We start from the raw sequence: 13,982 nt of genomic DNA on the forward strand, positions 1-13,982 counted from the left end.
GGCCATGGGCGTCAATCAATTGTCGGGCGATTAATTTCGAGTCCCGTTGAAAAATCGGTTTTGTAGGACAAATAGCAATTGACGTTGGCAGCGAGCCGTTATTAGCTAGCATTGGAGGAAGAATTTTTCCGTCGCGAAATCGCTGCTCGGCGTGACGCGGTGGGCGAGATTCAGGATCCGGCCGGCGCCCATTCGAGCTGGAACGGATCGGCAAATGCTTGTCGGCCCGGCTTGAGATACGAACTTTCGAGCCTATTCCGCGTGTTGCTTGCATCCGGGCCGATCGGTGTGGCGGGCACGTCGTGTCCGTCTGTTTTCAAGGGAGGACTGATATGAGGAAATCACTTTTGCTCGCCGCCGTCGCCGCCATGGCGCTGGGCGCCGGGCCGGCTTTGGCCAAGAAACAGCTCGTCATTGTCGTAAAGGGCCTCGACAACCCTTTCTTCGAAGCCATCCATCAGGGCTGCGAGAAGTGGAACAAGGAGAACGCCAGCTCCGAATATGAATGCTTCTACACCGGCCCGGCATCGACCTCGGACGAGGCCGGCGAAGCCCAGATCGTGCAGGACATGCTGAGCAAGCCGGACACGGCCGCGATGGCGATCTCGCCGTCCAACGCGCCGCTGATCGCGCAGACGATCAAGAGCGCCAATCCGTCGATCCCGATCATGACGGTCGATGCCGATCTTGCCAAGGAAGACGCCGCGCTTCGCAAGACCTATCTCGGCACCGACAACTATCTGATGGGCAAGCGAATCGGCGAATACATCAAGAAGGCCAAGCCGAATGGCGGCACGATCTGCACGATCGAGGGCAATCCGGCCGCCGACAACATCCTGCGCCGCGCGCAGGGCATGCGCGATGCGCTGTCGGGCAAGGAAGGCCTGCCGGCGCTCGCCGGCGAAGGCGGCTGGACGGAAGTGGCGGGTTGCCCGGTGTTCACCAATGACGACGGCGCCAAGGGCGTGCAGGCGATGACCGACATCCTGGCCGCCAATCCGAAGCTCGACGCTTTCGGCATCATGGGCGGCTGGCCGCTGTTCGGCGCTCCGCAGCCCTATCGCGACCTGTTCAAGCCGATGGCCGACAAGATCGCCAAGAACGAGTTCGTCATCGGCGCCGCCGACACGATCGGCGACGAGGTGGCTATCGCCAGGGAGGGCCTTGTGACCGCACTGGTCGGCCAGCGGCCGTTCGAAATGGGCTACAAGGCGCCGTCGGTGATGCTCGACCTCATCCAGGGCAAGAAGGTCGACGATCCGGTCTTCACCGGCCTCGACGAATGCACCAAGGATACGGTCGACACCTGCATCCAGAAGTAGGCTTCGATCCCCGGGGCGCCCTTCGAAGGGCGCCCCTCCACCTTTCGCCAGGACTATGGGCGCGGCCTTGCCGGGGCGGCGGAGCCAAGAGTTTTTGCGCCAGAATTTTCTTATCCGGCAGAGTTTTTGCGGGCGTCTTGGAGCCCGCGACAGGAGGCACCGGAAGGCGGATGCCACGGGAAAAGTCTGGAAAGCGCTTAGCCGAGCCTGCACAGCCGGCCACGATACGACGACCCGAGGCGACGCGGATCGCCGGCCTCAGCGTGCACGCATCGCTCGCCGGCGAGATCGGCCTCAGGATCGTGCGCGGCGACTATCCGCCCGGAACTGTCCTGCCCAACGAAGCCAAATGGTCGGAAACCTTCAATGTCAGCCGCTCGGCGGTGCGCGAGGCCATCAAGATGCTGATGGCCAAGAGCCTGCTCGCGTCCCGCCCCAAGATCGGCAGTTGGGTCGAGCCGAGGGAGCGCTGGAACCTGCTCGACCGCGACGTGCTCGCCTGGTACGCGACCTCGCCTGACCGCGAGGTGTTTCTCAGAACGGTGCAGGAGTTCCGCCATATCATCGAGCCTGAGGCGGCCGCCTTCGCGGCGCTGCGGCGCTCCGACGAGCAGATGGTCGAAATCAGCCAAGCGTGCCGCGAAATGGGGGAGGCGGCGCATATCCAGGAGCGCACGCGCGCCGATACGCGGTTCCATCTCGCCATCCTGCGCGCCTCGGGCAATGAGCTGCTGGTGCCGCTAGGCGTACTGATCGAATCGGCGCTCGATCATCTCTTCATCTTCGTCACGCGCGAGCACAGCGACCAGCGGCGGGCCCAGTCCCTGCACGAGGCGATCGAGCGAAACATCCGCCTGCAGCGCCCGGCCGCGGCGAGAAGCGCGGTGCACAGGCTTCTCGCCAATACCGACGAGGTGATCGAGCTCTCGAGACGCTGACAGGCTTGGCCGCGGCTTTCAGATCGTCTGCTTTTTGCCGTCCTTCGACGGCATCAGGTCGACGCCGTTGAGCTTGCCGATATGGGTGGCCAGCATCGGCACATACTGCTCGGCCGGCCCCGCCGCGAAGGCGGTCGCGAACGAATTCTTGGTGGCGTTGCCAAGCGGATTGGCGATGCCGGCAGCGCCGGCCATCGATTCCAGATAGGTCAAATCCTTGAAGGCATTGGCGATGGAGAATTTGTGGGCGTCGCGGGCGCCTTCCAGCGTCCAGCGCATGAAGGTCTGGTAGAAGCCGCAATCCATGCGGCCGTTGCGGATCACGCTGTCGAAGCGGGGCGGCGAGATGCCGACCTTCTGCGCCAGCGCCAAGGCTTCCGAATAGATCGCCGCGTAGCCGAGCGAGATGAAGTTGTTGAGCAGCTTCATGCGGTGGCCGTCGCCGGTGTCACCGATATGGACGATGCGGCCGGCCCAGGTTTCGATCACCGGCTTCAACCGTGCGAACACCGCGTCGGGCGCGCCGACCATGGCGTCGAGCGTGCCTTCCCAGGCCTCCTTCGGCGTGCGACTGAGCGGCGCGTCGACATAGTCGACGCCGAGCGCCCTGAGTTCGGCTGCCAGCGCGACGGTGGAGACGGGATCGGATGTCGAGCAATCCACGACCACGCAGCCTTGCTTCAGACCATCCTTCAGCCCGCCGGGGCCGCGGATGATCGCCTCGACCTCACGCGAGCCGGTGACGCAGATGAAGACGATGTCGGAGGCCGCTGCCACTTCTTTGGACGTGGCCACTTCCTTTGCGCCGCGGCCGAGCAGGTCATCCGCCGGCTTGCGGTTCTTGCGGCCGAGGAAGGTGAGCGGATAGCCCTTGTCGACGATGTTCTTGGCGATGCCATGCCCCATCAGGCCGAGGCCGATGAAACCGATGTTTTCGCGGGCAGCGGTGGTGGTCATGTCGTTTCGTCCCTGTCTTTCCTGATGGTCGGCGCCGGCGCGACCGGCCGGCGAGCTTTGCTGGAGAAGGTTTTCGCGGATCGCGGTTGGCAGGCCGTTGCTGAATGCCATATTGTCTGACAATACACACAATCCTTGAGAAATGTGGAGAGCAAAATGACGAAGCGGATCATGTTCACCGGCGGCAGCGGCAAGGCCGGCCGCCATGTCGTGCAGTATCTGGTCGAGCATGGCTGCCAGGTGCTCAACATCGACACCAAGCCGCTCGACAACCCGAAGGTGCGCACGCTGATCACCGACATTACCGACAGCGGCCAGGTGTTCAACGCGCTGTCGAGCTATGCCGGGCTGCATGAATTCGATCCATCGCTGCGCGCACAGCCGGTCGACGCCGTGGTGCATTTTGCCGCCATCCCGCGGATCATGATCACCCCGGACAACGAGGTGTTCCGCATCAACGCGATGGGCACCTACAACGTCATCGAAGCGGCGGTGAAACTCGGCATCCGCAAGGTGATCATCGCCTCCAGCGAGACGACCTACGGCCTGGTCTTCGCCAACGAGCCGCGCAACCCGACGCATTTCCCGCTCGACGAGGACTATGACGTCGATCCGATGGACAGCTACGCCCTGTCCAAGATCGTCAACGAAAAGACAGCGCGCGCCTTCGCGCTGCGCAGCGGTTTCGACATCTATGCGCTGCGCATCGGCAACGTCATCGAGCCGCATGAATATGCGCTGTTCCCCAAATGGTTTGCCGATCCCGGTTTCCGCAAGCGCATTGCCTGGAGCTATATCGACGCCCGCGATCTCGGCCAGATCGCCTTGCGCGCCATCGAGAAGGATGGGCTGGGCTACCAGGTGTTCAACGCCGCCAATGACGAGACCTCGTCCGATCTGCCGACGGCCGAGCTCCTGAAGCGTTTCTATCCAGGCGTGCCGGTGAAAGCCGAGCTCGGTGAATTCGAGACGCTGCTGTCCAACCGCAAGGCGCGGGACGTGCTCGGCTTCCGCCCCGAACACAGCTGGCGCAAATACGTCAAAACAGCGTGAGGGCCGACAAACATAGGTTGAGCTGTGCACAGCGCGGCGTCTGGCGGCAAAGCCGGCCTTGCCGCGCTTGACAGCTTCTGAAAACCGGACTTTCTGGGCATATGCGGGACGCAAAGCCGAACAACGAAAAAAGGCCGACGAAAGCGGCATCCGCCGAGCGTATGGCTGGCGTTCGCCGGCCGGACGCGCCGCGCATCCCTGGCGCCAGCGTGCATACCTCGCTGGCCAGCGAAATCGGCCTTCGGATCGTGCGCGGCGACTATCCCCCGGGCACCATCCTGCCCAACGAAGCCAAATGGTCGGAGACTTTCGACGTCAGCCGCTCGGCGGTGCGCGAGGCGATCAAGATGCTGATGGCCAAGAGCCTTCTGGCATCACGTCCGAAGATCGGCAGCTGGGTTGAGCCGAAGGAGCGCTGGAATCTGCTCGACCGCGACGTGCTTTCCTGGTACGCGACGTCGCCGGATCGCGAGGTGTTCCTGAAGACGGTGCAGGAATTCCGCCACATCATCGAGCCCGAGGCGACGGCTTTTGCCGCAATGCGGCGCACCGATGAGCAAATGGCCGAGATCAGCCAGGCCTGCCGCGAGATGGGCGAGGCGACCAATTTGCAGGAGCGGACGCGCGCCGACACCCGCTTCCACCTGGCCATTCTCCGGGCCTCCGGCAACGATCTCCTAGTGCCCCTGGGCGTCCTGATCGAATCCGCCTTCAATCATCTCTTCGCCTATACGACACGCGAGCTGGACGATCTGCAGCACGCCCAGAAACTGCACGAAGCGATCGAGAGGAACATCCGGCTGCAGCGGCCGGATGCGGCGCGCAACGCCGTGCGCAAGCTGCTCGCGAATACCGACGACGTCATCCGCTCGCGCTAAGGCCTACCGATACCCGGGTGAGGCCCGGTCCGACCTCGACAAGTCCTTAGTCTTCCTTCTCGCGCCCGAAAGCGACGCGCAACTCGTCCTTGGCCTTTTCCAGAACTCGCTTGCGCTTCTCCGGCAGGTTCCTGCCGGCGCGGTTGATGTAGAAATTCAGCATCGACATCGCCGACCGGAACGGCTCCGCCTTGCGGCGATGGCTGTGCTCAGCCGAGCGCTTCAGCGAGATGGCGATCCTCTTGGCATCGTCGGATTCGAAAATGTGCTCCTCGAGATCCAGCGCATCGCTGTGCGCGGTCACTTCGGCCGACCATTTTTTCCTGGCGGTCATGGCGAACCTCCTTCCTGGGGCACAACTCCCCTTGGGCACAACGCTCTCCTGGGGCAAAAACTCTGGGCGGCATGGCCGGTTCCCGATTTCTGGAGCCACGGATTTGTCCCTTGTGGCGCTGCTCGGCACGGGGAATGCGCCGATACTTGGGGTGAAAACCGCCGGATCACCAACAAGCGCGGACAGGAAAGGTGTGACGACAACCGTCTCCAGCCGGGCAGATGGCCCCAGCATCGACAGCGCCTATGCATGGATACGGCTCGGCGTCTCGATGCTTTTGTCGACGATCGGCGGCGCCGGCATGTGGGCGGTGGTCGTCGTTCTGCCCCGCCGTGCAGGCCGAATTCGGCGTCGACAGGGCCGCGGCTTCGATGCCTTATACCGCGACCATGGTCGGCTTCGCCGCCGGCAATATGCTGGTCGGACGCGCCATCGACCGCATGGGTTACTGGATCCCGGCGCTCGTCTCTGCGATTGCGCTCGGCGCGGGCTTCCTGCTCGCCTCGCTGACCAGCTCGATCCTTGCGTTCACCCTTGTCCAGGGGCTTCTGATCGGACTCGGCACATCGGCGATCTTCGGCCCGTTGATCGCCGACATCTCGCACTGGTTCAACCGGCGCCGTGGCGTCGCGGTGACCGCGGCCGCATCCGGCAGCTATCTTGCCGGAGCAGTCTGGCCGACGGTGATGCCCTATGTCATGCAAGGCGAAGGCTGGCGGTTCACCTATGCCGCGATCGGCATCTTCTGCCTCGCTACCATGGTGCCGCTGGTGCTGATGCTGCGCCGCGGCGCGCCGCTCGAAGCCACCCATGGCTCGCCGGGAAGCCGGCCGACGCAGCCAATCTCGCTGTCGCCGGCGGCGTTGCAGATGTTGCTGGTGATTGCTGGCTTCGGCTGCTGCATGGCGATGTCGATGCCGCAAGTGCATATCGTCGCCTATTGCATGGATCTCGGCTACGGCGTCGCGCGCGGCGCCGACATGTTGTCGATCATGCTGGCGGCGGGCGTTGTCAGCCGCATTGGCTCAGGTTTCCTCGCCGATCGCATCGGCGCGGTGAAAACTTTGATCATCGGTTCGGCGCTGCAATGCCTGTCACTGCTGTTCTATATTCCCTTCGACGGGCTGGCTTCGCTCTATGTGGTGTCGCTGGTGTTCGGCCTCTCCCAAGGCGGCATCGTTCCCTGCTATGCGATCATCGTGCGCGACTACATGCCGGCCAAGGAAGCCGGCCAGCGCGTCGGCATCGTCCTGATGGCGACGATCTTCGGCATGGCCGTCGGCGGCTGGATGTCGGGCTGGATCTACGATCTAACCGGCTCCTATGCCGCCGCCTTCCTCAACGGCATCGCCTGGAACCTGGTCAATCTCGCGGCGATTTTGCTGCTTATGTGGAAGGCGAGGCGAGGCGCGGAAGCGCCAGCCTGATTTCCGCCGGCAACCCTGGCCATTGCAAGCTTGTCTACCGGCGCAAAGGGAGGGGTCAGGTGGATAGTCGTCTGTGCTCTTTCGCATGACGTCGCGTCCGAATACTGGGTGCAGCAGGCTATTTACTTGGAAAGGCTTTCGGCGGAATATCGCGAAAGTGGGAGGAAGCACTCGGAAAATCTCCTGAATAAATGCGCTCGAACGGCTTCCGCCCGTTGAATGCAAGGGAGGATAATCATGAGACGTACTTTCCCGCTCGCGGCATCCGCCGCGGCGTTGTTGCTCGGCGTGCCCTCCGCCTTCGCGCAGTCCGGCGGCGTCGAGAAAGCAGTCGGCGGCTACAGCTTCGAGGAAGCCGCAAAGGAAGCCCCCACCACCAAGGATTTCCATTCGGCCGATGGCCATCTCACCTTCGCCATCGTCACACATACGGCCGGCAACGGCTTCTTCGATCCAGTCTATGTCGGCGCAACCGCCGCCGGCAATCTGATCGGCGCCAAGATACTGCTGCTCGGCTCGGAATCTCCGACCGACGACCCGGCCCGCGAGATCGAAATCCTGAATCAGATCGTGCAGGATCCGACGATCGACGGGCTGATCATGACAACGCCCCAGGTCGGCGCCTATAATGACATCGTCAAGGCTGCCGCGGCCAAGGGCATACCGGTAGCAACGACCAATTCCTTCGACGGCACGATCCTCGACCGCAGCGGCATCAGCCACACCGGTCAGGACGCCTCCGCCGCGGCGATCGCCGGCGAGGCACTCGTCAAGTGCCTGGCGGACAAGGGTATCGAGAAGGGTTCGATCGTTCTGCCGTCATCGACCGCGATGGGCAACATCGAGGTGAACAATCGCGTCACCTCGGCCTTCAACGCGATCGTCAAAGGCCTGAGGGACGCCGGCAAGCTCGAGGCCTTCAAGGTCGACGCAGGTCCCGAGAACACCGGCATCGACACCAATCCGAACGATCCGGTGAACGGCATCGTGACGCTGTTCGAGTCGCGAGGTGACGTTGTCGGCGCCTTCGCCGGCAACAACGTGTTCACGCCTGCGCTGGCCAAGGCCGTCGCCCAAACCGGAAAGACCGGCAAGATCTGCGCCTATGGGTTCGACCTCGGTCCGGCGCAGCAGGATGCGTTGAAGAGCGGCGACCTGACCGGCGCGCTCGGGCAGCAGCCCTTCCTGCAGGGCTTCTATCCGGTCATGCAACTCTATCTGCAGATCGATCGCGGCATCGCGGCCGCCAATCTCGACACGCGCGCCCAACTCGTGACGCAAGAGACCGTTGGAAAGGTCGGCAAGCGTTTCGAGAACTGAATGTCAAAGCGACACTGAACCCGGCGCGGGAGGGCTGGTATCTTCCCGCGCATTTTGGCCTTCGGAACCCTTTATCAAAGAATGCCCGCTGAAGCTCTCGTTCGTCGCCTTCCACCCCAGCTCGTCGGCGGCTGGGAAATGGGATTGCTTGCCCTGCTGGCGCTGATCTATCTCGGCGGCGCTGCCGTCAATCCGACGTTTTTCGGCTCGCCGGAGGCGTTCCATGCACTGCTTCGCGATACCTCGCGGGTCGCCATCATCGCCGTCGGAATGACCTTCGTCATCATCAACAAGGACCTCGACCTTTCGGTCGGTTCCATCTACGGCCTGGTGGCCGTCGTTTTTGCGAGGCTGTTCGCGCCAAGCTTCGCCGATCTCGGCATCGTCATGTCGGTGACCGTCTGCGTCCTTCTTGGGATGTTGATCGGCCTCGTCAATGGCGTGCTCGTTACCATCCTAAAAGTGCCGGCGTTCATCGCCACCTTGACCACGCTTCTGATCGGCCGCGGCTTCGTCCTCGCCTTGACGCACGGTCAGGCGATCTACTATCCAGGAAAAGCGAAGGAGGCCCCGCTCTTCTTCCATCTCGGCGAGACGAACGTCTTCGGCTTCAACAACCAGATCGCAATCTTCGCGGTCGTTGCCGTGATCGGCGCCTACGTGCTCGCCAACACTCGCTGGGGCTACGAAACCTTTGCGACGGGCGGCAACGAGCAGGCAGCAGTCTATGCTGGCATACCGACGAACTGGGTGCGCATCCGTGCCTATCTGCTCTCGTCGCTCTGCGCCGCCGTTGCCGGCCTGCTGTCGGCCGCTCAGGACAAGGGCGTGACCCCGCTTTACGGCGTCAGCGGCGAACTGACCGTCATCGCCGCGGTGATCATCGGCGGCGCTTCCATTCTCGGCGGTCGCGGCCGCGTCGCCGGGTCTTGCCTCGGCGCCACGCTGGTCGTTCTGCTCGACAAAGTGCTGCGCGAGGGTTTGCCGATCACACGCACCATCAAGATCGGCGAGGAGGAGGTGACGGTCAACGCCGTCTACTCCCTGCCAGTAGGCGCGGTGCCGGTCTTCCTCGGGCTGCTGCTTGTCATCGCCGTGCTGATCGAACCCTATCTCATCCGCCGGCAGGTCGCGGCGCGCCTCTGGGCATGGCTGCGCGGCAGGCCGCCGCCCCCGGCCTTCGAGATCGGTGGCGTCGCGCTCGAGGGCGTGGTGACCAAGGGCGCGATGGCGACCGACATCGCACTGTCGGCAACGGGGTTCGGCAAGTTCCTCGCCCGGCGCGATGCCCTCGCCGTCATCCTGACGGTGGTGCTGTGGCTCACGGGCCTTTTCCTCAGGCCGGATTACTGGTGGAACCTGTCCAACACTTTCGCGATCCTGCTCAACTATACGGAACTGGCGCTGATCACGGTCGGGCTTACCTACGTCATCGCGGCCGGCGATATCGACCTCTCCGTCGGAGCCGTCCTGGCGCTCGCCGGCAGCGCGGCGGCCTATTTCCTGAAGGTCCTGGGCGCCGACCCCGTCACCGCTGTCGCGATGGGCCTCCTTGCGGGAATGCTTGCCGGCCTCGTCAACGCTGTCGTCGCCGTTGGCTTGAAACTGCCGGCCTTCATCGCAACGCTTGGCATGTTCTACATCGCCCGCGGCCTCGCGGCCTGGTTCGTCGCCGGGCAGCAGCTTACCGGCTGGCCGGAGGGCTACAATTTGCTCGGCCGCAAGGTGAATGACATCCTCCTTTACTTCAGCATCGTGCTTCCGGATGGCATCCTCAGAACACTGGCCGAGGTGGTCAGCGTGCAGACGGTCTGGATGATCTTCGTCGCCGGGATTGCCGGCGTCGTGCTCGCCTACACGCCGTTCGGGCAAAAGGTCTATGCAACCGGCGGCAACATCCGCGCCGCCGCCTATGCCGGCATCAACACCAACCGGGCGCGCTTCATCTCGCTCATGCTGGCGGCGTTCTGCGCGACGATGGCCGGGATCATCAACGTCGCCTATTTCCGAAGCTTCAACCCCGTTGCAGGCCAGTTCCGCGAACTCGACGCCATCGCGTCGGTGATAATCGGCGGCGGGTCGATCTTCGGCGGCTACGGCACCATGCTGGGTTCTCTGGCCGGTGCAGCCGTGATCACACTCGTTAGGGCCCTCCTGCAGCTCAATGTCCAGGGCTTCAGCATGCCGCAGCATTGGATCAATGTCTTCATCGGCGTCATCCTCATTGTCGCGGTGCTGATCGACATCTGGGTGCGCCAGGCCAATATCTTCGGTCGCCTGCGAGCCCGCCTCGCGCGAGGCGCACGAACCCGGGAAACCATTCATGCCTGATGCTGCGTTGCCTCAACCGATCGTGGAAATGCGAAGCATCGAAAAAGCCTTCGGTGCCGTTCAGGCGCTTCGGAAAGTCGATCTGGTGCTCTATCCCGGAGAGATCCTTGGACTGGTCGGCGACAACTCAGCCGGCAAGTCGACGCTCATGAAGATCCTGACCGGCGCCTATCAGCGCGACGCCGGCGAAATCCTCGTCGCCGGTCAACCGGTGCACTTCAAGAGTCCGCATGAGAGCCGCGATGCGGGTATCGAGATGATCTACCAGGATTTCGCTCTTTGCGGAAACATGGATGTCGGCCAGAACATCTTTCTCGGCCGCTGGCCGCGCAAAGGCCCTTTTGTCAATCGCCGCAAGATGTACGCGGAAGCCGATAGCGTGCTGAAGCGGCTCAAGGTGGACGTGAACTCCGTTTTCCAGAAGGTCGAGAGCCTATCGGGCGGTCGCCAGCAATCCGTGGCGATCGCCCGCGCGATTTCGTTCGAGCCACGCGTCGTGATCCTCGACGAACCGACCGCCAATCTCTCGGTGATGGCGACCGCGCGGCTCCTCGAGACCATGCTGGAACTGAAAAGACAGGGTGTTGCCCAGATCATCATCTCGCATCGGCTGGTCGACATTTTCGCCGTAGGCGACCGTGTCATGGTACTCAAGCGCGGCGAGAATGTCGGCGACCGTCATGTCAGGAACACCGACGAGCACGAGGTCCTTGAGATCATCGTCTCCGGCACGCGGGAGCAGGCGCTTACGGCCGATCAGGCGAGGGCGGTCTGACGACCGAGGCATTGACCTGGGGGTTTATCGCCTCTGCCGGGGGTGGGCTGAACCAATATTCGTCGGCTTGACAACGGCCATGGCCTGCGCGACCCAACCGGAATGGGACGGGCTGCGAAACATGGTTGCTGTGGCTAAACTGTTGATCGTCAACTCGCCGCTGCGCTCCTTTCGTGCAAAAAGGACAAGGCGGTGACAAGGCCGCGCTCGCGGCGTGGCGGCGGCCGCCCGACCATCGCCGACGTGGCGCGCAAGGCGGGCGTCGGCGCCATCACCGTGTCGCGCGCGCTGCGCGAGCCTGGGCGGGTTTCGGAAGATCTGCGCCGGCAGATACAGGTCGCCGTCGACGAGCTCGGCTACATCCCGGACCCCAATGCGCGCGCATTGGCTTCGGCGCGCGCGGAGGTCTTCGGCGTGCTGGTGCCGTCGCTCACCAATAATGTCTTTGCCGAAGTGGTGCGCGGCATCTATGACAGTCTTTCGGACAGCCCTTTCCGCATCCAGATGGGCAATACCCACTATTCGGGTCTGGAAGAGGAGCGGCTGCTGCAGCTGTTCGCCTCGCAGCGCCCGGCGGCGCTTATCGTCGCCGGCATCGACCAGACGCCGCAGTCGCGAAAGCTGCTGGAGACGGCCGGCTGCCCGGTGGTGCAAGTGATGGAAACCGGACACGATCCGGTCGATATGCTGGTCGGCTTCTCGCATTTCGACGGTGGCCGCGCTGCCACCGAGCACCTGATCGAGGCAGGTTATCGGCGCATCGGTTTCATCGGCGCGCGCATGGACCCGCGCTCGCAGCGGCGCCTTGCCGGCTATCGCGCGGCCATGGAGTCGGCCGGCCTGTTCGATCCCCGCCTGGTCACCACCACGCCGCTACTGTCCAGCGTGACGCTCGGCCGCGAGCTTTTGCGCGATGCTCTGGCCAAGATGCCGTCGCTCGACGGCGTCTTCTGCAACAATGACGATATCGCGCTGGGGGTCTTGTTCGAATGTCGCCGCGCCGCGATCGCGGTGCCGAAGGCCATCGGCATCGTCGGCTTCAACGACCTCGACATGATGCAGGCGGCCTTCCCGTCGGTCACCAGCGTTCGCACGCATCGTTATGAAATCGGACGGCAGGCAGTGGCGATGGCGCTGGCGGCGATTGCGGGCCGGAGGCCCCAGCAGAGGGTTGTCGATCTCGGTTTCGAGCTCATTCGCCGCGAGAGCACCGCACGTTGAAACACGCAAAGACGACTGTGCAAATGCCGGTTTACTACCTTGCATGGTAGCGCTACCATCTTCCGCATCGAGTAGTACGGTGGGTGGGGGAAGGCGCTGTTTATTATACATAAGAAAACAGTCCTTACTTGTTTATTATGTATAATATGATAGTTTGCTGAATTGCCCGCAGGCGAGGCAAGAGGAGGCAGCGGGCAGCAAAGGCCGGCCGGCAGGCGATTGGATGCGGTAGGAGGTGCCGGCCAAGACGCCAGGACTTAATCAACAAGCAGAACTGCAAATGGGAGGAATACTGATGATCAAGTCACTTGTTGGCGGTGTGGTTGCCGCCACTGCATTTGTCATGCTGAGCTCGTCGGCGATCGCCGATCCGGAAATCGTCAAAGGGCCGTCGGCCGAGCCCGACTGCTTCGCGCCCTGGGCGGCCGACACACAATTCTTCAAATATCCGAAGAAGGAAGGGCCCTATCGTATCGCGCTCGCGAACGGCTACATCGCCAATACCTGGCGCATCCAGATGATCCAGACGGCCAAAGCCTATGCCGCGCAGCCGGACGTCGCCAAGAAGCTGAAGGAATTCAAGGTGGTATCGACCGGCGAGGATGTGCCGGCGCAGATCTCGGCGATCAATAACTTCATCGATTCCGGCTTCGACGCGATCGTCGTCAACGCCCAGAACCCGACCGCGTTCGGGCCTGTGATCAAGCGCGCCAAGGAAGCCGGTGTCATCCTGGTTGCCTTCGACAACATCCTCGACACCAAGGACGCCATCAACGTCAATGTCGACCAGAAGGGGCTCGGCGAATTGTGGGGCAAATGGCTGGTCTCGCACGTTCCGAACGGCGGCAAAGTGCTTGAGGTTCGCGGCGTCGCGGGTACCTCCGTCGATACCGACCGGCACAATGGCATTCACGAGGTTCTCAACGCGTCGGGCAAGAAATGGGACGTCACCGAGGTCGTCGGCAAGTGGGACGACGGCGTGGCGCAGAAAGCCACGGCCGACGCGATCGCCACCAGCGGACCGTTCGACGGCATCACAGGGCAAGGCGGCGATACCGGCATCGTGCAGGCGATGATCGACGCCAAGCATCCGTTCGTGCCGTTCGGCGGCGAGACGGAAAACGGCTTCCGCAAATTCTGCGCGGCGCATGCGGCGGACGGGCTGAAATGTTCGTCGGCCGGTACCGGCCCGGCGCAGGTTGCCGTTGCCATCAAGACGGCGATTGCCGCGCTCGAAGGCAATGTCGTGCCGCAGTCGGTCAAGCTGCCTTTGGCCATCGTCGAGGATCCGAACTTCAAGGCAGGGCAGGACTACTTCCCCGATCAGTCCGACAATTTCTTCGTCGGCAATTCCTTCCCGACCTGCGGCATCAATTTCACCGCGCAGGAAATCATGGGCCAGACCAAGGAAAACAAATAGTCTGAC

General features: G+C 63.0%; 11 protein-coding genes and 1 pseudogene. 10 read left to right on the forward strand and 2 right to left on the reverse strand.

The features are described 5' to 3' along the window. Positions 1-332: 332 nt before the first annotated feature. Both EJ078_RS25080 and EJ078_RS25085 read left to right on the forward strand, forming a co-directional pair. Entirely contained in the window at positions 333-1,322 is a 990-nt protein-coding gene (locus EJ078_RS25080) for a sugar-binding protein (RefSeq protein WP_066992270.1), read from the forward strand. Positions 1,323-1,492: 170 nt separating this feature from the next. Next, entirely contained in the window at positions 1,493-2,260 is a 768-nt protein-coding gene (locus EJ078_RS25085) for a FadR/GntR family transcriptional regulator (protein WP_067328889.1), read from the forward strand. Positions 2,261-2,278: 18 nt separating this feature from the next. Here EJ078_RS25085 and EJ078_RS25090 read toward each other — a convergent pair whose 3' ends face one another. Next, the gene (locus EJ078_RS25090; RefSeq protein WP_127403201.1) at positions 2,279-3,217 is read right to left on the reverse strand and encodes an NAD(P)-dependent oxidoreductase; all 939 of its coding nucleotides are present in this window, start codon (positions 3,215-3,217) and stop codon (positions 2,279-2,281) included. A 156-nt stretch (positions 3,218-3,373) separates the two neighbouring features. Between EJ078_RS25090 and EJ078_RS25095 the strand changes: the two genes are divergently transcribed. Further along, the gene (locus tag EJ078_RS25095; RefSeq protein ID WP_095783976.1) at positions 3,374-4,270 is read left to right on the forward strand and encodes an NAD(P)-dependent oxidoreductase; all 897 of its coding nucleotides are present in this window, start codon (positions 3,374-3,376) and stop codon (positions 4,268-4,270) included. A gap of 101 nt (positions 4,271-4,371) precedes the next feature. Beyond that, complete coding sequence (locus tag EJ078_RS25100; protein WP_095779401.1) at positions 4,372-5,148, forward strand: FadR/GntR family transcriptional regulator; 777 nt, start codon at positions 4,372-4,374, stop codon at positions 5,146-5,148. A 46-nt stretch (positions 5,149-5,194) separates the two neighbouring features. On the opposite strand, the gene EJ078_RS25105 is transcribed toward EJ078_RS25100, so the two are convergent. After that, positions 5,195-5,482, reverse strand: coding sequence for a DUF3175 domain-containing protein (locus tag EJ078_RS25105; RefSeq protein WP_067328896.1), 288 nt, complete (start codon positions 5,480-5,482; stop codon positions 5,195-5,197). 271 nt (positions 5,483-5,753) lie between these two features. On the opposite strand from EJ078_RS25105, the pseudogene EJ078_RS25110 reads away from it, so the two are divergent. The 6 genes and pseudogenes from EJ078_RS25110 to EJ078_RS25135 all read left to right on the forward strand — a co-directional run bounded on the left by EJ078_RS25110 (position 5,754) and on the right by EJ078_RS25135 (position 13,976). Next, a pseudogene (locus tag EJ078_RS25110) lies at positions 5,754-6,909 on the forward strand (MFS transporter). A gap of 237 nt (positions 6,910-7,146) precedes the next feature. Continuing rightward, the gene (locus EJ078_RS25115) at positions 7,147-8,229 is read left to right on the forward strand and encodes a substrate-binding domain-containing protein (RefSeq protein ID WP_095829447.1); all 1,083 of its coding nucleotides are present in this window, start codon (positions 7,147-7,149) and stop codon (positions 8,227-8,229) included. 81 nt (positions 8,230-8,310) lie between these two features. Further along, a complete protein-coding gene (locus EJ078_RS25120) occupies positions 8,311-10,560 on the forward strand; it encodes an ABC transporter permease (protein WP_127403200.1) in 2,250 nt (749 codons plus the stop codon). Continuing rightward, entirely contained in the window at positions 10,553-11,335 is a 783-nt protein-coding gene (locus EJ078_RS25125; RefSeq protein ID WP_066990523.1) for an ATP-binding cassette domain-containing protein, read from the forward strand. The genes EJ078_RS25120 and EJ078_RS25125 overlap by 8 nt, the downstream gene beginning before the upstream one ends. Positions 11,336-11,527: 192 nt before the next feature. Then, positions 11,528-12,556, forward strand: coding sequence for a LacI family DNA-binding transcriptional regulator (locus EJ078_RS25130; RefSeq protein ID WP_067328901.1), 1,029 nt, complete (start codon positions 11,528-11,530; stop codon positions 12,554-12,556). A 295-nt stretch (positions 12,557-12,851) separates the two neighbouring features. Beyond that, positions 12,852-13,976, forward strand: coding sequence for a sugar ABC transporter substrate-binding protein (locus EJ078_RS25135; protein ID WP_066990529.1), 1,125 nt, complete (start codon positions 12,852-12,854; stop codon positions 13,974-13,976). Positions 13,977-13,982: the final 6 nt, after the last annotated feature.

The organism is Mesorhizobium sp. M1A.F.Ca.IN.022.06.1.1 (genome assembly GCF_003952605.1).
Taxonomy (GTDB): Bacteria; Pseudomonadota; Alphaproteobacteria; order Rhizobiales; family Rhizobiaceae; genus Mesorhizobium.